The following is a 20373-nucleotide window of genomic DNA, read 5'->3' as shown; positions in this document are numbered from 1 at the left end:
TGCCTTTTTACTGTTTTTAACCGTTAAAAAAACCGCTGTGCTGCAGCTTTGGTAAGCCATTGCACAACGATTTTGATTCATTTTTTTTCACCACAACCGGGATTCCGGCAACCACCTCAATCACCACATCAGAAACTTCTGCTATTTTCTGGTTGATCCCGCCAAGAACCTTCCGGTAAGCCATGGTCTCACTGCTGTAGCTGTCCCCATCGGAAAAAAACCTCATTTGTTACGATGACAATATGTTCAGCCTTTTCCTTTATTTTCCCGATTCCTTCCAAAATCTCCGCAGCCGCCAAGGCGCCTTCCATACATGGGGCTTCCCCCTCTTCCCCAAGACCAAAAAGCTCATTGGATACCAGATTTGACATGCATTCTAAAAGAACCACGGTCGGCTGCCCGTTTATGTCCAGCTTCAGTCCCTTTAAATTGCGGTAGCATTCTATGGTTTCAAACTGTTTTTTTGCCCTCATCTGTCTGTGGCGTTCAATTCTGCGCCTGCATTCCTCATCCCATGGTTTCATGGTGGCAATATAAATCCGCCTCCCCTGTCCCAGGCTCATCACCAGGCTTTCCGCATATTCTGATTTTCCGCTTCCGCTTCCGCCAATAACCAGAGTGATCATTACACGCCTCCCATGGCTTATATGCCTCAATCTGTATGTCTTCAAAGGAGCTCATTGTATTATAAACGCCAGCCGCCATATGAAGAAGAGGTATTGCTGCCACGGCTCCGGTCCCCTCTCCCAGACACATTCCTGCCTGTATGAAGGGTTCAAGCCCCAGCTCATCAAGAAGCAGCCTGCCTGCAGGCTCTGCTGAAACATGGGAAGCCAGCATAAAGTTCCGGCAGCCAGGATAAATACGGTCAGCCGAAAGTGCGGCAACGGCAGAAATAAATCCATCCACCAGTACCGGTATCCGGTAAATGGCACCGCCTAAAAATACGCCGGTAAGCCCCGCCAGATCAAATCCTCCTACACTTGCAAGTATATCCACCGTATCCCGGCATACCGGGCCATATTGTTCTACCGCCTTTTTTTATCACTTCAAGCTTCCGCCTTAAGCCCTCGTCATTTAATCCTGCCCCTCTTCCGGTCAGTGCTTCCGGGGCTTTTTTTAATAGAAGGGAGGCGACCGCGCTGCTGGTGGTGGTATTTCCGATTCCCATTTCTCCGGTAGCGATGAGCTGATAGCCTTTTTCTGCCAGTTCCTCCACCAGTTTCATGCCGGTTTCTATGGCCCGGACTGCCTCCTCCCGTTTCATGGCAGGTTCATTCCGGAAATTTTTTTTGTCCCGTAAGCGATCTTTCTGCAAAAAAGAGGGTGAGAAAAGCCGGAATTTAAATCTCTGGCAACCCCTATATCCACAGGGAATACATCCACCCCTGCCTGTTCTGCCATGATGCAGACGCTGCTGTTTCCATTTGTCATGTTCTCGGCCACAAGAGCGGTCACTTCCCTGCCGGTCTGGGTGACTCCTTCCTCCACGATCCCATTGTCTGCGCAAAGAATGACAAGGGCCCGTTTCTCTATATCCACCTTTGAGGTTTCCCTTATGCCTGCAATCTTTATGATATCATCTTCCAGGACGCCTAAGCTATTAAGAGGCTTTGCTACCTGGGACCACCGTTTACGGGCTATTTCCATAGAGGAAGCGCTTAGGGTCCGGATCTGTGAAAGATATGTACTTAATTCTTCATTCATTGTTTGAAACCTTTCCAAGTCAAAGATTATTCTATTGTTTATTCTTCTCCTTCCCTTAACTCCCGGCAGGCCTCCACAAAACGCTTTGGCAATGCAGGGTTGGAAGGATAATAAAAGTGGGGAAAGCCTGCCAGTAAATTACCTTTCCCATGAACGCAGTCCCAGCTTTTTCTTCCGCCTGGTTTCTTTGCTTCCATACAGCCTCCATTATTGGTGCTGTCCCAATAATGAAATTCATGGCCACGGATGGACTCACCCTTTTTCAAGAATGGGATATCTGCTTTGGGAAATGCCTCAATATAGCCAAACCTGAGCAGGCGTTCTGCCCAGAATGCCTTTCCATGGATGATGCCGGCCATTGGATATGTTTCATGATCCTTTGTTTCCAGCTGGTCATGGAGATACAGGAATCCCCCGCATTCAGCCAGTATGGGAAGGCCGCGTTCTGACACCTGCCTTATGTCCCGGAGCATGGCTTCATTTTCCGACAGCTCCCGGCAATAAAGCTCCGGATAGCCTCCGCCAAGCAAAAGGCCGCGGATCCCGGACGGCAGCCTCTTATCATGGATCGGGCTAAAGGGTATGAGCTTTGCTCCCATTTCTTTAAGAAGCCTTAAATTCTCCTGATAATAAAAGCAGAAAGCCTCATCTAACGCCATTCCTATCAGTACTTCTCTTCCTATGGGCGCATCAGAAACCCGTCTCTTTAGTCCGGCCTGGGAAGGCGGTAAAGGCCTGGTATCCTGGGCCAGCTTAATCAGTCCATTGATGTCTATTGTGGTCTCCAGCTTCATGGCTAGCTGATTAAGCTGGTCTTTTAAGCCCTTTAATTCCCCCGGAAGCACCAGGCCTAAGTGACGGCTTCCCAAAGCCCCCTCCTTGCATTCCGGCAAATATCCGTAAACATGTACTCCCAGTTCTTCCATGGCCGGCTTCAGCCGTTCTGCCATAACAGAAGAGGTCCGGTTTAAGATCACGCCCTTTATATGGCTGTTTTCCTTGTATTCCAGAAAGCCCTTCACCACTGCTGCAAGGGACAGGCTGGCTCCCTTGCAGTCTAAAACCAGGACAACCGGCATATCCAGAGCACATGCCACCTCATAGGAGCTTGCCTCAGTGGTATCTCCTCCCACTCCGTCATAATACCCCATAACGCCTTCAATAACAGAAATTCCGGCTCCCCTTGCCTGGTCTGAAAACTGCTCTCTGACCTGCTCTTTATCCAGGAAAAAGGTATCCAGATTTCCCCCGTCAATGCCAAGCACATATTTATGAAACATGGGATCAATATAATCCGGGCCGCATTTAAAGGAACGGCAGGACAGCTTCCTTATAAGAAGCGCATTTAAAAGCCCGCAGGTCATCATGGTCTTTCCGCTGCCGCTTTTAGGGGCGGCAAGCATCAGCCTGGGATAGGAATTATTCAAGGTTGTTCCTCCCTTCCCCGCCAAAAGAAACCACATAGACCGGGTTCTGGCCCATCATCAGATGATAGTCTCCGGCCTGCCTCCCTTTGGATATCTGAACCTGTACGATTTCCGCAGTGACAGAATGGATTTTCAGCCAGGAAAGGATTTCTGCCAGGGACTCCAAGGCAATTACATTGATTACGATCCTGGCCTTTGGATTCTTCTTTAAAACCAGAGAAAGCACTTTATCCATGGTACCGGAGGTTCCTCCGATGAATACGTGGGAAGGGGCTTCAAGACCCCCTAATGCCTCTGGCGCAGCCCCCTCAACGATTTCCAGGCAGCTTGCCCTGAATCTTTCCTTATTGGCCTTTATAAGGTCAATGGCTTCCGCCTTTTTTTCAATTGCATAGACCCGGCCGTCTGTGAGATACCGGGACGCTTCTATGGATACGGAGCCGGTCCCGGCCCCTATATCATACAGGACGGAATCCGGTTCCAGCTCCAGCTTTGATATGGAAACAGCCCTTACCTCACTTTTCGTCATGGGCACATCTCCCCGGATAAACAGTTCATCTCTCATTCATTGCCTCCTAAGGACGTTTTTCTTTCAACCTTGCCTCTCTATCAATACAGCTGACAGCAGATCAAAATCCTGTTCTTCCAGTTCCTCCGGCGTTCCAACGGTTATGCGTTCATCCGGATAGGAAAGCCTCTCTCCTACGGACAGCCTGACCTTCTGAAGTCCCTGCTCCTTAAGAAGGCGGCACAGGCTTTTCACCGTATTGATACCGTCCAACAGGACAAATACCCTGGGATTAAGGGTCAATTCCTTTATGATGTCACAGGTCCGGCCATGAAGGCTCACAAGCCGAACATCCTCCCAGTCCGTTTTTAACCGGGAGCACAAGTAGGAAACCGATGATATCCCCGGAAGAACCACCGTGTCATATCTTTGGCAATATGGTTCCTGCCCCAATGCTTCTGCCATCTTTTTGGCCCCGCTGTAAAAGCCTGTATCACCGGAATACAGGATTCCGATTCTGGCAAACTCCTTATGCTCCTCAAGCCAGGGCAGGATGTCCCTGCTTGTATAAAAGGGAATTTTTACGGCATGGGGAATTGGGGAAGAAATGCCGGAGAGCATCCGCTCTGCTCCAAAGACCACATCACATTGCTGCAATTCCTTCCATGCCTTTACGGTCATCTGATCTTCTCCGCCCATGCCGGTTCCGATCAGGGATACTTTTCGCTTCCCAGGCCGGGCATGAATCTCCGGCATTGCCTGAGACTGGAATTTCTCCTCTATATAATCAGATAAAAGCTTCTTTGCAGCCCTTACTGTAACTCCTTCTTCTTTTCCAGGACGTCCGATGACGACTGCCGTTATCCCGCAGTCTGCCGCTGCTTCCATTTTTTTCCGGAAAGCCTCCTGCATTTCCTGCTTCTTTTGTCACAAGACAGCAAATGTCATACTGCCTTATCATAGCCCGGTTCATCTCGGCTGTAAAAGGACCTTGCATGGCAATTAAGTGTTTCCCCTTAAATCCCATCTGTTCGCAGGCAGAGATTACGGATATGCCGGGAAGGACTCTGGCAAAAACCCGTTCCTCCCAGGAATCCAGTCCGGTAAAGGCTGAAAGCTCCTTGCTTCCTGTTGTGACAAGAATATTTCCAGGTATTTCATGTAAGGCAAGAATTGCTTCCTTAAGGTCACAGACCCACAGGACCTTTCCTTCCCCCTGTTCTCCCGGCTTTCCCTCAGCAGAAGGCTCCCTTACGACCCTTATGCAGGAAGTTCCTGTCCCTTTGCAGGCGGAGCGTATGTTCTCGCTTGCCAGCGTGGCATAGGGGTGGGTAGCATCAAGTACAAGGGTGATGCCGTTTTGTTTTATAAACCCTTCCATCTCATGGGCAGCCATGGGGCTTTCATGAATATGGAGATACTCACTTTCCAAAAGTACCGCTCTTCCATATCCTGTGGCCACACTGACCCATGCGTGTATTTTCTTTTCATGGCAGTACTCCGCCAGAATCCGGCCCTCCGTGGTGCCTCCGAAAATCAGAACCTTACACATTTTTGTATCCTCGCGGTGTTACCATTCTGCCATTAATCAATTTTGTCATGGAATTTCCTATATAAACGGTGGTAAACATATCTGTCTGGGTATCCTTTAGTGCTTCCAGGGTCATGACCGCCATTTCTTCCTCTTTCCTGCCAATATTTTTTACAAGGCCGCATATTGTTGACCGGCTTTTATATTCCATTACGATCTCACAGGCCCGTTTCAAATATCCGGCCCTCTTTTTACTGGAAGGATTATAAAGACAGATGACCATGTCTGCCTGGGCACAAGCCCTAAGCCTGTCTTCAATTAATTCCATGGGGGTGAGCAGATCGCTTAAGCTGATCACCGCAAAATCATGTCCCAGAGGGGCTCCCAGAACGGCTCCTCCGCTTAAGGCTGCAGTCACACCGGGTATAATCTCAATCTCAAGGCCCTCTTCCTGCCGGGCCATTTGAAGGATCAATCCGCTCATGCCGTAAACACCTGAATCTCCGCTGCAGACCATTGCCGCGGTTTTCCCTTTTTTTGCTTCATCAATGGCCATCTGGCACCGGTCCTGTTCCCTGCGCATGGGCGTGGTAAGCATCTCCTTATGAGGGAAATGCTCCTTGATCAGATCTATGTATACAGTATACCCTACAATGACCTCACTTTCTTCCAGCGCCTTTATAGCCTTATGGTCATATCCTCATAGGAACCCGGTCCGATCCCTACCACGTAAAGCTTTCCTGATTTTTTTCATCATTTGCCTCCTATTGGATCAAGGGGATATGCTTGCATATCCAGCACCCAATCCCTGACAGCTACAGCTGCCGTTACTCCGTCTGCCGCCTGCTTTTTTTACCAGAAGTTTGCCGCCTCCCAATTCCTTTGCACAGGCAAGGGCTGCCCGCTCGCATACATTATCAACTCCTGTGACCTGCTTTACAAAAGAAGAGGAAGAAAACTCCCCTTCCGTTTCCTCAAGCACGCCCGCTGAAAATGTATAAAACGGGATCCCTTTTGAAGCAGCAAACCGGCAGATTCCCTCTTCTTCCTTCTTTATATCAATGCTGGCACATGCGGCCAGTCCTTCCGTAGATAAGTTCCATTCCTTGAAAACCTGGTTAATGACTCTTTCTATGGTCTCACCTGAAACCCCTTTTCTGCAGCCGATTCCCAGAACCAGAAGCCTTGGAACCAGCTTTAAGGACTCCATAAGGAACTCCTCCTGAGATTCCTCCTTTATGGTGATCCAAAGATTTGTCCCCCATGCCTCCCCTGGGACAAGCCCTGGAGGGAGCTTTCCTGAGACCGGAAAATCACAGTGAAACCCTACGTTTTCTCCCTTTAAGATGGCAGAGGAAATCACTTTCACCTTTTTTTAATTCTGTAATGACCAGTCCCTGCTCCTTGGCAAATAAATCCACAGCAAAACTGCCATGGATGTCCGTTGCAGTGGTAATCACCGCCTGACCGCCCACCATTCCTGCCAGCCGCTCCGCCAGTTCATTGGCTCCTCCCAGGTGGCCGGATAAAAGAGAAATGGAGAATCTGCCATATCATCCATGACCACCACGGCCGGATCCTCTGCCTTACTCCTTAGAAAGGGTGCAATTGCCCGGACAGCAATGCCTGCCGCTCCTATGAACACAATGCCTTCCTTCTGTAAAAATTGTTCCTTTGTCCATTCTGACAGGGATGTGGAAACAGGGATCATAAGATCCCCACCAGGGCAGGACTTGCAAAGCCCTTCTGATCCATGGACTTCACAGGGCTGTCCGTCTTTTAAAAATTCTTTTAAAAGCTTTACGCCCAGCCTGGCTCCCGCCTCCGTAAAACAAATGATGGAAAGCTTCATCATTCCTCCCCCGTTCCCTTCCGGTATTCCGTAGTAAAAACCGGGTCATAAAGCTTGGAACGCTGGTAGCTGTCCTGGGCAACCGCATTGCCCACAAGAATCAGGGCTGTTTTCCTTATATTCTCCCGCCTGGCGCTTGCACTTAAGCTTTCCACCGTACAGACTATTGTCTTTTCGTCCTCCCAGGTGGCCTTGTATACAATGGCAGCAGGCGTATCCGGAAAATATCCACCTTTTATCAACTCTTCTGAAAGCTGATCCAGCATTCCGGTGCTTAAAAAAAATCACCATAGTGGCTCCATGGGCTGCAAAGGAAGCGATGGATTCCCGCTCCGGCACAGGCGTCCTGCCTGCCATGCGGGTAATGATCACGCTTTGGCTCACACCTGGCAGGGTATATTCCATCTTAAGGGAAGAGCTGCGCCGCAAAAAGAACTGACTCCCGGACATACTTCATAAGGGATTCCTCTTTCCTCCAGCTCATCCATCTGCTCCCTGATTGCACCATAAATGCAGGGATCGCCGGTATGGAGCCTTACCGTCATCTTGCCTTCCCGCTCTGCCTCCTCCATAACAGCAATCACTTCCTCAAGGGTCATTTTAGCACTGTCAAAAACCTGGCACTGGTCTTTTCTATATTCCAGAAGGGCCGGATTTACCAGGGAACCTGCATAAATGATCACATCTGCCCTGCCAAGCAACTCCTTGCCCCTTATTGTAATTAAGTCCGGTGCTCCCGGACCTGCTCCTACGATATGTATCATAATTACCTCACAATCACCAAAGAATAATAGCCGGCATCCTCTGGAATCTCCTCCAGGGAACCATAGATCCGTTCATCCGGCATACCACAGTTTTCCACCATCACAACGCTGGCTCCACAGTCTTTTAATTCTCTTTTCACCGTTTCCATCTGTCTGCCTGCCTTCATAAGCACTTTTACACCCGGAAGCTTTAAGGCATCCCTTACCTGGTAAGAGGCCGGTATGATATGAAGCTCCTCTGCCCCTGATACAAGAGAGATTCCAAGCCTTGCCGCCACGGCGCAAAAGGATGGGATTCCGCTTTCTAAGCGGGTGTCATAGCCTTCCTTCCAAAGCCGTTCCATAAGATAGACAAAGGTGGAATAAATGCTTACATCTCCAAGGGTGATAAATCCCACATCCTCCCCCTTCTCCAGATACTCCATTACCGTCCTTGCCGCCAGATCATGGCTTTCCTTAAGCACATTTTCATCCTTTGTCATGGGCATGTGCAGATAAAGGCATTCCTTTTCTTCAATTTCCGGTACCGCCTGCCTTGCGATCTGATACGCTGTACACTGTTCTTTATTTTTATGGGGAATGGCAATGACCTTTAATTCCCTGATCCTTTTTACCGCCTTTAATGTCATAAGCTCCGGATCTCCCGGACCTACTCCGATCCCGTACATGATTCCAGCCATTGTTTATTCCTCCCGTTTTTTTCTGTCCGGCCGCTGCCCCGGAAAACAATCCGATAAGTTCCATTGCTCCCCGGCTCATTCCCAGTATACCGTACATCGTGGAAAATGTCACCAGTTCTACCTTTCTCCCGCCTGACCAGAGGGTCATATATCTCTGGATCCTGTCTACAGCCTCTTCCATGACAGGCTCTAAAATCCCGCAGCTTTTAAGGATTCCTGCGGCCTCCTCCGTGGTATTGGCTGTCAATATCTTATCTTTTAATCCGTCTCTGTCCTCTGAGAAAGGGACAGTACATTCCCACAATATTTCCATACGGCGGTCCCCATATTTTGAATGGGTATTGGGTACGCCTCCTGCAGTCTTAATTAGTTTCCCTATATGCCCTGCAAACAGGATCTGGTCAAATCCTTCTTCACCTGCCGCTTTTAAAGCTTCCCCTATAAAATTGCTGCAGATCACCCCAGCCTTTAGGTCAAGTCCAAGTGTTTCCTGGATAAAAGCCTCTCCATAATTTCCCGGAACCAGGATCACCCGTTTCAGCCCTGCCACTGCCCTCATATGCAATTCTAAGCGTATGGTGGCAATCAGCGCCTCTTCGCTCATGGGCTTTACGATTCCTGTTGTCCCCAGTATGGAAAGGCCACCTTCAATTCCCAGCCTGGAATTAAAGGTTTTTTTCCGCCAGTTTTTTTCCTTCCGGAATCCAGATGGTGATTGTTAAAGAACCATCAAAGTCGGCTTCTCTCCTGGCTTCCTCCACCCCCCGGAATATCATGTCACGGGGAACCGGGTTAATGGCCGGCATGCTACAGGACAGGATAATCCCGGCCTTGTCACCCAGCCGATTCCTTCGCCGGCAGTGAGGAAAAGAGGGCCTTTCCCCTCCTCTCCGTCCCTGCGGTAGATCCCGGCAGCCTGCTCTACTTCCTTTTCATCAGAATACTTAACGGCAGCAAACACCATGGCCTGATGTGTCACATCCGGGTCATCTCCTGCATCCTTTTTAACAGCGCATTCTGCCTTATCCTGTTTTATGATAACATGAAAAACAGGAAGATCAGCCGACCTTCCTTTAGGCATCATAAGCTTCATATGTTGTAATTCACGCCCGGTCAACAGCATGACCGCCGCTGCTTTGGCAGCAACAGCGGCACAGGTTCCCGTAGTGAATCCGCTTCTTAATTCCTTTTTCTCCATCTTCCTGCATCTTTCCTGCCCATGCTTTCCGGGCATCAGGAGGGTACTTGCTGTTTCCTCTTTGAGGTACATTATAAAATATTTTCCCCTTTGGTGCAAGAAAATTCCTGAGTTTTCATTTTCCTCTTTGTTTCCCTATGCTTCTTCACCCTTTGACAGGGCTTCGTTCTTCATTTCTCTTTTTCTTTTTGTAATCAGCCTCCGATCCGGCCGCTTTCCTTTGCGCTCAGCTGCGCCATCCGCTCTGTATTACCTTATCACCAAGACCAAGCTCTGTGGCAATCTCAAATTTAAGTACTTCCTCCGGCTTCATATTGCGAGGATCAAATGGTTCGTTTTTCTTTACCTTTGGCATTTTCTGCATCTCCTTTTCTTAAATCTAAAGAGAGTATGCCCCCTGCCAGGAGAATTAAACGTATATTTATTCCAGTATTTTCAAAAAAACGGGCTGCAGCGGAACTCTGGTCCGCTGCAGCCTGTTTTTTTCTGCTTTCTGCCTTTGAAAATCTCTTTTTATCTTCTGGGAATGATGATTGCCGCAATAAAATAGGCCACAATGCCCGGGCCTGAGCAAGCCAGCACTGCCCACAAAAGCCGGATAAGAGTAGAATCCACGTTAAAATATTCTGCAACTCCGCCACATACACCGCAAAGCATTTTGTCTGTATCAGAACGGTATAATTTTTTCTGATTGTCTTCCATTTTTGTATCTCCTTTCTGTCCTTTGACCTGTAAATTCTAAAATTATATTATAATTCATTCATAAAATCCACCTGTATGGCTCCTGTTTTGCATTCCAGTTCCATATCTTTTCCGGCCCCGTTATCCGTCTGCTTTCTGCCCTTTAAGGCCGCACTGCCTTCATCTGCGATCTTTACGGCTCCCATACTGCACTTGATATCGTAATTATAATCTTCCTTTTTTCCTGCAAGTTCAAGCCTTATGGCACCCACCTGGCATTCCGCTTCAATGTCACCGGAAGTTGTTCCGGAAAACTCCACAGCGCCTGCATTGCATTTCACGTAAAGGTTTCCCACGCTGCCACTATCGATTTTTACGGCGCCCACCTGTGCTTCAATATTCAATTCTTCCGCGGACAGTACCCGGGCCATCATAGCCGGACCGGAACCTTCCCCGCCTAAAAACCGGTTTGAATGAACGGATTTTAATTCAACCTCGGAAAAACGGTAATCCTTTGGTACCTGGACCGTAAAAATCAGTTCCGGGCCTTCCCTTCTTTCCCAGCCATCATATTCCTGAAGCTCCAGATCACCATTATCTTCGTATAAGTTAAAACAGGTTTTATCTCTGTTGCAAAAAAACCTTTACTTCACTTCCCTTGGGACCCTCCACAAAAATAACATTTCCTGACCGTATTACTATATCCAGTTTTTTTACTTCCGGAGAAGAAAAAATTTCCTGTCCCTTTTCTTCCTTATTAGAAACTTCGGGAATGTAAATATCGTCAAAATCTACCCCTTCCCAGAAACCATCCAGGTTAACTCCTGATATCTCTCTTCTCCACTCAAGGGCTCTTTGGGGTACTATTTCACTTAAACTTCCTCCAAGCACAGCGGATACGGCTGAAATTCCCCCGCCGATCAGAACGCAGGCACTTCCGGCGATCAAACATATCTTTACAAACCTCTTCATAAACGGCCTCTCCTTCCGTGAAATAATCTGCTAAGGACGTTCACACAGCTCCTGAAAAGAAATGGAAGAAAGCTTCCATAAAAAGCACTGCAGACAGCCAGGGCAATCAGTCCCAGGCCAAGAAGCAAAATTCCCAGTCCTAAAAGCAGGGCTCCGCTTAAGGGATGAATCACCATAGAGACAACACCGGCTAAGATCATACAGACCCCGGCCGCAAGAAAGGCAAAGGTCAGAGCTCCGACTCCAACGACTGCTGCCACTAGGCAGCCAAAAATTCCTCCTATCAATCCTGCAAGACCGCCTCCTATTCCCAGCAGCATAGGCGAAGCTGCAATAATTAAAATGATCCATAAAACAGTTTTCGCCGTCTTATTCCCATCCATGCCCCTTCTTCGCCCGCCATGTTTTTTATCCGGTCCTTGGTGACCGTTCCGGTTATCATCGGATACCTCAGGAAGATCATACCGCTTTGCCATCTGGTAATTTGGATCTTTAAACCGTTCATCCTGATAACCGGTCTCCGTGAATTCTCCCCCATCCTTTAAATTCCCGGATATGTCCGAGCGGATAATGGCCGCTATGCGCTCAGGGCTTACAAATTCCCTGATTACCTTTTCTTCATTTTCCGGACCTGCTTCTTCCAGGTAATCCCTGTAATATCCGATGCATCCGCCTTTTCATTATCTGGAATATCCGAAAGCAGATATTCCAGCTCTCTCATAAACTCATCCCTGCTCATATATGTGCCTCCTCAAAAATCCGGGATATCTTCTGGGAGTAGCTTTCCCACTCACCTTTATAGAGATTCAATTGAACTCTTCCCTTTTCCGTAATCCTATAATATCTTCGGTTTCTTCCGTCAAATGCCAGATCATAAACCTCCAGACACTCTTCCTTCTGCAATCTTCGGAGTACCGGATAAAGGTTGATTCTGAAATCTCAATGACGTTTCTCACGTCTTGCGTGATTTTATAACCATAGGTACCCTCCTGATCCCTTGACACTATCGCAAGGACAATGGCGTCCAATAATGCTGCTCCTGTGTTAAAAACCATGTTCCCACTCCTATCCTTATTCTTGCCTACGTTTTCTGGGCATACAGGTATACCCGAAGGGTGTATTCCTGATACTTAAAAAAAACCCTGTTATGCTTCATCCTTTGGCGCCTGGGGTATGATGACCGCAGCAATGATGTAGAGAACCAGACTTCCTCCCACCAGGGAAAACCCCATGAACGAACGGAACAAATGGCGCCATGACTGAAGAAACATCAAAAGAACCCAAATCAGCCTTATCATAACAGGATCTACCTGAAAATATTCTCCAATGCCACCGCATACACCGCAGAGGACTCTGTTCTTTACAGACCGGTACAAACGTTTTGGTTCCACGATTGCCCACCTTCCTTTCTTCTATTGAACTGATATATAATATTATTTTATTCCCTATATTATACGTCGTATAATATTATTATATGCGATATAATATTACTTGTCAACATCTAATTAAAAATTTTTTAACCTCCCCTTAAGAGAAACTAAAAAAACGGATGCATTCAAGTAATTCAGCATGAACGCATCCATTATGATTTCCCTATCCTGTTTCCAAAAACAATCCGTCACCGTATCTGGGAGATCCGGTTCACCACATCAATATATTCAATGCAATACATCTGATAAACCGTCATGGCGGCCGCCCGGAAGCGCACCTGTTCCTTCCCACTTAACTCCGTGACAACACAGCCGGCCTTTATCAGCCGCTCCCTGTCACTCTGTTCACGTATCTCCCACAGCCTTCTTTCATACCTGGCGGACTCTTCTGCACAGGCCGAAATGATTTCCCTGTCCGCCTCGCTTAACTTCTCCCAGGTAGCCTGAGAGGCAAGCTGCATCTCAGGGATCCGGCTGTGGGCATCCAGGGTGATGTATTTCGCCACCTCATAATGCCTCATAGTTTCATAGGAAGGCCAGTTGTTTTCCGCACCATCAATGCTTTTGGTCTCCAGAGCCGCATATACTTCGGAATAAGGCATTGGCACTGCCCTGGCTCCCAAAGCCTCCACCATAGCCGACATCATGTCGGAATTGGCAACGCGAATGCGCATTTTTTTCATATCTTCCATACGTTCTATGGGACCGGAGGAGTTATAAAAATGCCTGGCGCCTGCATCATACCAGGAAAGAGCCACCAGACCGCTTCCTTTAAGCTCCGTCTTAAATTCCTCTCCAATTTCTCCATCTAATACCTTCCACATATGCGTTTCATCCCGATACAGATAAGGAAGCTGCAGCACATTAAACTTAGGTTTTATATCGGTCAGCATCATAACCGAAGCCCGGGCAAAATCGATCCCGCCGTATTGCAGCTGCTCCACTACTTCATTTTCGTTCCCCATTTCACCGCCTGCAAACACATTGATCCTGATTCTTCCGGATGTCTTTTCCTGCACCAGCTCCGCAAATTTTCTTGCACCCTGTACCGTGGGATAATCCTCTGGCTGGTTATCCGCATAGGAAAACACATATTCCGGTGCCTCCTTCCGGCTTCCCATTAAAAGGGCATTTCCCTGATTTCCCAATTTCAGGAGAGCGAAAAAAAAGCAAGCGGCAGCTGCCGCAAAAAAAGAACCAGGCCACCCTTTTTACAATCTGTTTGTTCATTCCTTCTACCCCCAAAACGCCTCCCCTGGGCACAGAGGAAGCGTTTGATATTTATATGATTTTTAAATTATGGATTGATGATGCTCTGTACCTCAGGGTCATCCACATTTTCAGTGTTTACCAGGATAACGCCTGTATCTACAGTTTTTTTCTCTAACCTGGTTTCCGTCGGACAGCTCAAGAGCTGTTTTTACGCCGTCATATCCCATGTAAAACTGGCGCTGTACTACAGAAGACACATCGTATTCGCCGCTGCGGATCATGGTTTCAATTTCCGCAGAGAAATCAAATCCAACCATGGAGATGTCAGTGCGTCCGGTTTCTGTAAGGCCGGTTACAAAGCCTACGGTAGAACCGTTGTTAGGACCAAATACTGCCTTTAAGTTCGGATATGTGGTGATAAAGTCCTGGCAAAGCTACTGCCTTGCTGATATCCCCATCGTTTACCTTAATATCATTGCTTAAAACCTGCCATTTTTCAGGCGCATTATCATTCCAGTACTCATTAAAGCCCTTAACGCGGTCATTGATGGTCTGAGAACCGGTGGAGCCAACCTGAATGGCGACCTGAGCATCTTCTGTTTCAGAAACTCCCTGATCTTTCATTCTGCGGATCAGTTCCTCAGCAGCAACCTTTCCTGCTTCCACGTTGTTGGTCAGAAGAGCTGCGCTGTAGTTTTCGCTGTTGATCACCGTATCCACCAGAACTACAGGGATACCTGAATTATACGCCTCTGTAATAGGAGCGTCAAGAGATACACTGTCAAGAGGAGCAATAACGATTCCATCTGCCTGTGCGGATACTGCATTCTGCAGCAGGGTAAGCTGGCCTTCGATATCTGACTCCAGAGCGGTTCCTACTACTACTACGTTGCAGCCCAGTTCCTTACCAGCCTGTTCTGCGCCGGCCTGAAGCACGCTCCAGTACTGGTTTCCCAGAACCTTTACAATTACGTAAATGGTTTTGTCGCCTTTTGCCTTTTCACCCTTGGCTGAATCTTTCGATTCCTCCGTCTTTTCAGCAGCTGCCCCCTGGCTGGATTCTGCTGCCGCGGTGGTAGTGCTGCTTGACTGGCTTCCACAGCCGGTCAGACCGGCAACTGCCATAGCCGCTGCCAACAAAACTGCCGTTACTTTTCTCATTCTTCTTTTCCTCCTGAATTGATTGTTATTATTTTTTCAAGCCAAAAAAACCGCTTGATTGCCCCTAAGTCTCCACTCTTTTTCGCCGTCTGGGATGCCACTGCGATCAGCAGGATAATACCTACAATCATCTGCTGCCAGAACGAATTGACACCGTTTAAGTTCAGTCCGTTCCTGATTACTCCCATCATCAAGGCTCCGATTACTGTATTAAGTATCGTTCCTTCTCCGCCAAGGATAGAGATTCCTCCTAACACGGACGCTGCAATGGCTTCCATCTCATATCCGTTTCCTGCCGTAGGCTGGGCGCTGGAAAGACGGGAAGCAACCAGGATTCCGCAGATCGCTGCGGACAAACCGGAAATACAATATGCAAACATACGGGTTTTTACTGCATTAATGCCGGAAAGCTTAGCAGCCTCCAGGTTTGAACCACAGGCATAGATCTGGCGTCCAATCCGCATTTTTGCAAGAACGATCCCTAAAACCAAAGCATATACCAGAGTGATGATAACGCTGTAGGGAAGTCCATCCCCTCCGATCCTTCCGCCGCCCAGAACGTAAAACTGCTTTTGTATGGCCTTAGAAGGAATGTTGGTGGTATACAGAGGCGCACCGTTTACCAGCACGTTTGCCATGCCCCGGTATACCCACTGGGTTGCCAAAGTTGCAACAAAGGGCACAACACCCAGAATTTCTATAAAAAAACCATTCATAATACCTGTCATAATACCCATGACCAGGCAAAGCGCGATGCATACCACAAGAGGCAGTCCCTGCATCAGAAGTGATACCATAATAATGCCTGACAATGCCATGGAAGCGCCGGCGGATAAATCGTTTCCTCCGCAGACCAGACAGAAGGTCAGGCCGCAGCCGATGATGGTATAGGTAACGATCTGCTGCAGAAGATTCTGCAGATTGGCCGGAGCTAAAAATTTAGCAGGCTGAAGAATTGAAAACAGCACAAACAGTCCCACAAGGATGCACAATGAGTAGATTGCCCGGCGTGTGGCTGCATTTAGCTTGTTGAACGAACCGCCTTTCTTGTCCTGTCCCTTTGCTTTTAAGTTTCCCATCCTTACTCTCCCTTTCTATTTCCGCCGCCTGACAGCACTGGCGCCGGTTTTCCTTCTAGTTTGTTATAACCTGCCGCAAGATACAGGATATCTTCCTGAGTAGCGGTCTTTGCATCCAATTCCCCGTTGATTTCTCCCTGATGGATGACCAGAATCCTGTCGCTCATGCCAAGGATCTCCGGCAGCTCCGAGGAAATCATGATAATGGACACTCCCTGGGCGCTCAGCTTGTTAAACAGCTCATACACCTCATACTTGGCTCCTACATCGATTCCTCTGGTCGGCTCGTCAACGATCAGCACCTTTACATCATTGCACAGCCATTTGGACAAAACTACCTTTTGCTGATTGCCTCCGGAAAGATTCCCGCAAAGCTGATGCACGCTTGGGGTTTTCGTGTGCAGAAGCTCCACATATTTTTCCGCATTCTTAAGGCCTTCCCTGTCATTGATAAATCCATAACGGGTGAGGTTTGGGAGATGGGCCATGTTCGTGTTATATTTGATATCAAGGCCAAGAGCCAGACCATCCCGCTTCCGGTCCTCCGTTGCATATCCGATCCCATGCTTAATGGCCTGGATCACGGAGTTTACCTTGATGGGTTTTCCTTCCAGAGTCAGTTCCATGGAATCCGCCTGATCCGCACCGAAGATGCAGCGCATAAGCTCTGTTCTTCCCGCTCCCACCAGTCCGGATATTCCAAGGATTTCTCCCTTTCTCACATAAAAATAATCCGCATTCACTTTTGTGCCTCTGCGGACATTTCTGGCCTCAAGAACTATTTCTCCGATGTTACGCTTATATTTAGGATACTTATCCTCCAAAGAACGGCCCACGATCATGTTCACCAGCTCATCCATGGTGATCTCATTAAGATTCCTGGTGCCTATGTACTGGCCATCCCTGATGATCGTAACCCGTTCACAGATCTGATTAAGCTCCGCCATTCGGTGGGAAATATACACCATGCCCACTCCCTTTTCCTTTAAACGGCGGATGATCCCGAACAGCTGCTCGATTTCCTTTTCCGTAAGGGTTGCCGTCGGTTCATCAAGAACCAGTATCTTCGAATGAAAGCTGATCGCTTTTGCAATTTCCACCATCTGCTGCTGGGCAATGCTTAAGCTCCCTACATGGGCATAGGTATTTAGTTCAATGCCCAGATCATCAAGGATCTTTTTAGCCTCCTCATGCATCTTGCTGTCATCGATGAAAATTCCCTTTTTATGTGCCCTGCCAATGAAGATATTGTCTGCCACGCTGAGATGACCGCACATATTAAGCTCCTGCATGATGATGCACACACCAAGCTCATGAGCCTTTGCAACGGAATCTATGACCACCTTATTTCCTTCAATGAATATTTCTCCTTCATCTGCCCGGTGCACACCGGATAAGATCTTCATCAGGGTGGATTTACCGGCTCCGTTTTCACCGACAAGCCCTAAGACCTCCCCCTTGTTAACCGACAGATTTACCTTATCGAGAGCCTTGACTCCGGGGAAGCTTTTACTTATCCCTTCCATTCGAAACAGTTCCTGTTCCATGCCCCATCCTCCTCTCTGCTTTGTATACACTTTCTGTGTTTGAACTCATTATACCGGCAGGTCCTGGCAGATTCTATCGTAACTTTTTATCATCCATAGTAGAATTTTGCCTTTTCAGCTAAATGGACATAAAAATACCTGCCACTCTATGGTGACAGGTATTTTTACAATCCGTTTAACTTTGAAGGTCTTTCAGTCTTGCCATTCTGTACTCTGAGGGATTCACCCCTTCCAGGCGCTTGAAAACCTTTGTAAAATAATTAGAATCCATATATCCTACCCTGGCCCCTACTTCTTTCACGTTTACATTGGGCTGGACCAGAAGCTTTTTGGCTTCCCCGACCCTGTATTCCGCCAGATAGGAAGTAAAGCTCTGTCCAAACTGCAGCTTGAACATCCTGCAAAAATAAGGCTCTGAATATCCTACGGCCCGGGCTGTTTCACTCATGGAGATATCATTCATATAATTGGACCGGATGTATTCCTCCACCATGGATGTCAGCACAGACAAACGGCTTCCGTTAAAATCAGGCTCATCGTCCTGGACCTGATGGACATTTTCCTCTTCAGCCGGCGCTTCGGCACATTCCTCCTCCTTATGTATTTTTATTCCTCCCTGCTTCTCCTCCCGCTCACCGGCAAGCCGCAGGGCTTCTTCAACCACATTTAAAACCTCTTTCTGGGAATAAGGCTTCAGCAGATATTCCATAGCCCTGATGGAAATCGCCTTTTTTTGCATAATCAAAACGGTCATAGGCTGTCAGAAAAATAAGGCAGCAATCCTTCTTTTCCTTCCTCATAATCTCCGCAGTCTGGATTCCATTCATTCCCGGCATCCCGATATCCAGGATCACCACCTGAACATCCTCCCTTTTAAAAATCTCCACAGCCTCATTTCCGTTCTGCGCTTCAAGAACCTGACACTCCCCTCCGAATTTCTTCTGAAGCATCTTTTTGAGCACAATCCGCTCAATCATCTCATCTTCCACTATCATTAACCGATACATGATCCATCATATCCCTTCTCCGGCCAAATTCTATCTGTACCACTGTGCCGCTGTTTTCTCCGCTGTCAATGGTTACCTTCCCGTATTCATAATAATAAGAAACCCTTCTGTATATGTTCCCCAGCCCGATTCCGAGCCCGGTCCCCTTTGTTTCAACGGCCCCCCTGATAGCGGCAAGGGTTTCCGGGTCCATTCCCTTTCCAGTATCCGCTACGGATATCCATAAAAGCTCTCCTCTTTTCTCGATCCGTATATCAATGCTTCCTCCGCTCTCCTTTTCCTGTATGCCGTGGATTACCGCATTTTCCACCAGAGGCTGCAGCATAAAGACCGGAACCTCGTCCTTGTATAAGTCCGTGCTGCAGTGGATTTTCCATTGAATCCGATCCCCAAAACGCATCTTTTGGATATACATGTAATCCCTTATCACCTTTAACTCCTGTTCTAGAGGCTCAAAGGCACTGGACGTACGGAGGCTGTAACGAAGAAGGTTACTGATGGCAACCAGCATTTCCTCTGTCACCGGAGCTTCTTCCATCTGCGCCATCCTGGTGATCATGTTCAGCGTATTAAAGAGAAAGTGAGGATTTAACTGGCTTTTGATCAGCTGAAGCTGGGCCATGGAAAACCGTTTCTCAAGCTCTGTCCTTTCCAATTCCTGGCGGTACAGCTTTTCTTCCATCAGCCGTTTCTCTTCTGTTGCCGTAATATAGTCCCGTGTGGCATGCTTCATCTTGTTGAATGCGCTCACCAGCTGCCCGATTTCATCCCTTCCATCCCAGTGGACGTCAGGGGAAGAAAAATCGTTTTTCTCGATCTTACCTGAGACCGTGGCCAGCTGCACCACTGTTTTTACAATGCTGCCCGTAATAAATCGCAAAAGCATCATAAGCACCAAAAAAGCGGCGATGCTGATGGCAACCAGAATATAAGGCATGCGCTTAAGCACAGGAATCTGGATCTCGTAGTAATCATTTCCGCCCATTAAAACCACCTTGGTCAGGCGTGTCCCATAGTTATCCAGATATTTCTGCATATTGTATGTTATATACAGTTCCTTGATATAGCCGGGGTCATTCTGACTCATTTCCACCACTTTTTCCCGCTGTTTCTCATAGGTATCATAACAATTGATGATGTTCCAGGTGATCCCATAACGCTCTTCCCCGATTTTATCATAATCATAGGCAGGCTGTTTAAATATCCCCTGGTCTCCTGGCAGGCTGACTGGTATGCTGCTTTATTTTCTGCAGTATTGTTTGCCAGCAGCTGGGCAAACAATCCGCTCTCATTCTTCATGGACTCCTGGAACTTGTAACAGGCCAGGTTGTCATCCATGATAATGCTCACATCGTTTATAAAAATATATGCCACTTTCAGATTGATGAAGATGGAAGCTGCCATAATGATCCCCGCACTTCCGATGATCACATACAGCTTCCGCTTCAAGGACATCTGATACCAAAGGGCAAGCAATCGATCTCCCACCTGTTTTCCTCCCCTGATTCGTTTTCTCCCATGCACTAACTAATCTTATCCTTTCCTTGACCTTCCGTCAATATTTTTGCAGAAAGAAGAGAAAACGTCAAGATACAACGGCTCTTTCTCTTAAGCATA

Annotated in this window: 28 protein-coding genes and 6 pseudogenes; all 34 read right to left on the bottom strand. The window is 47.8% G+C overall.

What is annotated here, in order from left to right; all coding sequences use genetic code 11:
- Positions 1–16: 16 nt before the first annotated feature.
- A complete protein-coding gene (locus JCM10519_RS28075) occupies positions 17–184 on the bottom strand; it encodes a hypothetical protein (protein WP_347843608.1) in 168 nt (55 codons plus the stop codon).
- Positions 185–188: 4 nt separating this feature from the next.
- Complete coding sequence (locus JCM10519_RS28070) at positions 189–563, bottom strand: bifunctional adenosylcobinamide kinase/adenosylcobinamide-phosphate guanylyltransferase (protein WP_347843695.1); 375 nt, start codon at positions 561–563, stop codon at positions 189–191.
- Positions 508–999, bottom strand: a complete 492-nt coding sequence (locus tag JCM10519_RS28065; protein ID WP_347843607.1) for a nicotinate-nucleotide--dimethylbenzimidazole phosphoribosyltransferase — start codon at positions 997–999, stop codon at positions 508–510. The genes JCM10519_RS28070 and JCM10519_RS28065 overlap by 56 nt, the downstream gene beginning before the upstream one ends.
- Positions 968–1267 (bottom strand): nicotinate-nucleotide--dimethylbenzimidazole phosphoribosyltransferase, encoded by a 300-nt coding sequence (locus JCM10519_RS28060; RefSeq protein WP_347843606.1) that lies wholly within the window; start codon positions 1265–1267, stop codon positions 968–970. The genes JCM10519_RS28065 and JCM10519_RS28060 overlap by 32 nt, the downstream gene beginning before the upstream one ends.
- The gene (locus JCM10519_RS28055; protein WP_347843605.1) at positions 1264–1707 is read right to left on the bottom strand and encodes a nicotinate-nucleotide--dimethylbenzimidazole phosphoribosyltransferase; all 444 of its coding nucleotides are present in this window, start codon (positions 1705–1707) and stop codon (positions 1264–1266) included. The genes JCM10519_RS28060 and JCM10519_RS28055 overlap by 4 nt, the downstream gene beginning before the upstream one ends.
- A gap of 38 nt (positions 1708–1745) precedes the next feature.
- Positions 1746–3134 carry a cobyrinate a,c-diamide synthase gene (locus tag JCM10519_RS08740; protein ID WP_347843604.1) on the bottom strand — a complete coding sequence of 463 codons (1389 nt, stop codon included), beginning with the start codon at positions 3132–3134 and terminating at the stop codon, positions 1746–1748.
- Positions 3127–3699: a precorrin-6Y C5,15-methyltransferase (decarboxylating) subunit CbiT gene (gene cbiT / locus JCM10519_RS08735; RefSeq protein ID WP_054738646.1), complete on the bottom strand. Its 573-nt coding sequence runs from the start codon at positions 3697–3699 to the stop codon at positions 3127–3129. The genes JCM10519_RS08740 and cbiT overlap by 8 nt, the downstream gene beginning before the upstream one ends.
- A 27-nt stretch (positions 3700–3726) precedes the next feature.
- On the bottom strand, positions 3727–4530 hold the full coding sequence (gene cbiE / locus JCM10519_RS28050; RefSeq protein ID WP_347843603.1) for a precorrin-6y C5,15-methyltransferase (decarboxylating) subunit CbiE: 804 nt from the start codon (positions 4528–4530) through the stop codon (positions 3727–3729).
- Positions 4430–5194 carry a precorrin-6A reductase gene (gene cobK, locus JCM10519_RS28045; protein ID WP_347843602.1) on the bottom strand — a complete coding sequence of 255 codons (765 nt, stop codon included), beginning with the start codon at positions 5192–5194 and terminating at the stop codon, positions 4430–4432. The genes cbiE and cobK overlap by 101 nt, the downstream gene beginning before the upstream one ends.
- A pseudogene (gene cobJ / locus JCM10519_RS08725) lies at positions 5187–5869 on the bottom strand (precorrin-3B C(17)-methyltransferase). The gene cobK and the pseudogene cobJ overlap by 8 nt, the downstream one beginning before the upstream one ends.
- A gap of 76 nt (positions 5870–5945) precedes the next feature.
- Positions 5946–6383, bottom strand: coding sequence for a cobalamin biosynthesis protein (locus tag JCM10519_RS28040; RefSeq protein WP_347843601.1), 438 nt, complete (start codon positions 6381–6383; stop codon positions 5946–5948).
- Between the two features lie 103 nt (positions 6384–6486).
- Positions 6487–6651: a hypothetical protein gene (locus JCM10519_RS28035; protein WP_347843704.1), complete on the bottom strand. Its 165-nt coding sequence runs from the start codon at positions 6649–6651 to the stop codon at positions 6487–6489.
- Between the two features lie 21 nt (positions 6652–6672).
- Positions 6673–6884 (bottom strand): annotated as a pseudogene (locus tag JCM10519_RS28030) (cobalamin biosynthesis protein CbiG); the annotation flags it as partial.
- 140 nt (positions 6885–7024) lie between these two features.
- A pseudogene (cobM, locus tag JCM10519_RS08715) lies at positions 7025–7789 on the bottom strand (precorrin-4 C(11)-methyltransferase).
- 2 nt (positions 7790–7791) lie between these two features.
- Positions 7792–8469 (bottom strand): precorrin-2 C(20)-methyltransferase, encoded by a 678-nt coding sequence (gene cobI, locus JCM10519_RS08710; protein ID WP_054738644.1) that lies wholly within the window; start codon positions 8467–8469, stop codon positions 7792–7794.
- Positions 8360–9136: pseudogene (locus JCM10519_RS28025) on the bottom strand (cobalt-precorrin-5B (C(1))-methyltransferase); the annotation flags it as partial. The pseudogene JCM10519_RS28025 and the gene cobI, both read right to left, overlap by 110 nt.
- A 105-nt stretch (positions 9137–9241) precedes the next feature.
- Positions 9242–9667, bottom strand: a complete 426-nt coding sequence (locus JCM10519_RS28020; RefSeq protein ID WP_347843600.1) for a cobalt-precorrin-5B (C(1))-methyltransferase — start codon at positions 9665–9667, stop codon at positions 9242–9244.
- Positions 9668–9802: 135 nt separating this feature from the next.
- Positions 9803–10022, bottom strand: a pseudogene (locus JCM10519_RS28015) (small, acid-soluble spore protein, alpha/beta type).
- Between the two features lie 158 nt (positions 10023–10180).
- Entirely contained in the window at positions 10181–10369 is a 189-nt protein-coding gene (locus JCM10519_RS08695) for a PspC domain-containing protein (protein WP_054738640.1), read from the bottom strand.
- Between the two features lie 47 nt (positions 10370–10416).
- The gene (locus JCM10519_RS08690; protein WP_054738639.1) at positions 10417–10782 is read right to left on the bottom strand and encodes a DUF4097 family beta strand repeat-containing protein; all 366 of its coding nucleotides are present in this window, start codon (positions 10780–10782) and stop codon (positions 10417–10419) included.
- A 187-nt stretch (positions 10783–10969) separates the two neighbouring features.
- Positions 10970–11320 (bottom strand): hypothetical protein, encoded by a 351-nt coding sequence (locus tag JCM10519_RS08685; RefSeq protein ID WP_054738637.1) that lies wholly within the window; start codon positions 11318–11320, stop codon positions 10970–10972.
- Positions 11317–11796: a hypothetical protein gene (locus JCM10519_RS28010; RefSeq protein ID WP_347843599.1), complete on the bottom strand. Its 480-nt coding sequence runs from the start codon at positions 11794–11796 to the stop codon at positions 11317–11319. The genes JCM10519_RS08685 and JCM10519_RS28010 overlap by 4 nt, the downstream gene beginning before the upstream one ends.
- 131 nt (positions 11797–11927) lie before the next feature.
- Positions 11928–12059, bottom strand: a complete 132-nt coding sequence (locus JCM10519_RS28005) for a hypothetical protein (RefSeq protein ID WP_347843598.1) — start codon at positions 12057–12059, stop codon at positions 11928–11930.
- Positions 12056–12375 (bottom strand): annotated as a pseudogene (locus JCM10519_RS08675) (PadR family transcriptional regulator). Before JCM10519_RS08675 ends, JCM10519_RS28005 begins: the two are co-directional and overlap by 4 nt.
- Positions 12376–12465: 90 nt before the next feature.
- The gene (locus JCM10519_RS08670; RefSeq protein ID WP_054738636.1) at positions 12466–12711 is read right to left on the bottom strand and encodes a PspC domain-containing protein; all 246 of its coding nucleotides are present in this window, start codon (positions 12709–12711) and stop codon (positions 12466–12468) included.
- A gap of 227 nt (positions 12712–12938) precedes the next feature.
- Entirely contained in the window at positions 12939–13871 is a 933-nt protein-coding gene (locus tag JCM10519_RS08665; protein ID WP_347843597.1) for a TRAP transporter substrate-binding protein, read from the bottom strand.
- 219 nt (positions 13872–14090) lie between these two features.
- Positions 14091–14381, bottom strand: a complete 291-nt coding sequence (locus tag JCM10519_RS28000; RefSeq protein ID WP_347843694.1) for a substrate-binding domain-containing protein — start codon at positions 14379–14381, stop codon at positions 14091–14093.
- Positions 14341–15123: a substrate-binding domain-containing protein gene (locus JCM10519_RS08655; protein ID WP_054738631.1), complete on the bottom strand. Its 783-nt coding sequence runs from the start codon at positions 15121–15123 to the stop codon at positions 14341–14343. Before JCM10519_RS08655 ends, JCM10519_RS28000 begins: the two co-directional genes overlap by 41 nt.
- Positions 15120–16202 (bottom strand): ATPase, encoded by a 1083-nt coding sequence (locus tag JCM10519_RS08650; RefSeq protein WP_054738629.1) that lies wholly within the window; start codon positions 16200–16202, stop codon positions 15120–15122. Before JCM10519_RS08650 ends, JCM10519_RS08655 begins: the two co-directional genes overlap by 4 nt.
- Positions 16203–16204: 2 nt before the next feature.
- Positions 16205–17749, bottom strand: a complete 1545-nt coding sequence (locus tag JCM10519_RS08645) for an ATP-binding cassette domain-containing protein (RefSeq protein WP_054738627.1) — start codon at positions 17747–17749, stop codon at positions 16205–16207.
- A 175-nt stretch (positions 17750–17924) separates the two neighbouring features.
- Positions 17925–18458: an AraC family transcriptional regulator gene (locus tag JCM10519_RS27995; protein ID WP_347843596.1), complete on the bottom strand. Its 534-nt coding sequence runs from the start codon at positions 18456–18458 to the stop codon at positions 17925–17927.
- A complete protein-coding gene (locus tag JCM10519_RS27990) occupies positions 18406–18756 on the bottom strand; it encodes a response regulator (RefSeq protein WP_347843595.1) in 351 nt (116 codons plus the stop codon). Before JCM10519_RS27990 ends, JCM10519_RS27995 begins: the two co-directional genes overlap by 53 nt.
- Positions 18728–19843 carry a sensor histidine kinase gene (locus tag JCM10519_RS08635; RefSeq protein ID WP_347843594.1) on the bottom strand — a complete coding sequence of 372 codons (1116 nt, stop codon included), beginning with the start codon at positions 19841–19843 and terminating at the stop codon, positions 18728–18730. The genes JCM10519_RS27990 and JCM10519_RS08635 overlap by 29 nt, the downstream gene beginning before the upstream one ends.
- The gene (locus JCM10519_RS08630) at positions 19840–20244 is read right to left on the bottom strand and encodes a hypothetical protein (RefSeq protein WP_054738623.1); all 405 of its coding nucleotides are present in this window, start codon (positions 20242–20244) and stop codon (positions 19840–19842) included. The genes JCM10519_RS08635 and JCM10519_RS08630 overlap by 4 nt, the downstream gene beginning before the upstream one ends.
- Positions 20245–20373 lie beyond the last annotated feature (129 nt).

It is taken from the genome of Clostridium sp. NkU-1, assembly GCA_001312405.1.
Note: the sequence above shows the minus strand (reverse complement) of the source record. Positions and strands in the feature narration are given on the sequence as shown.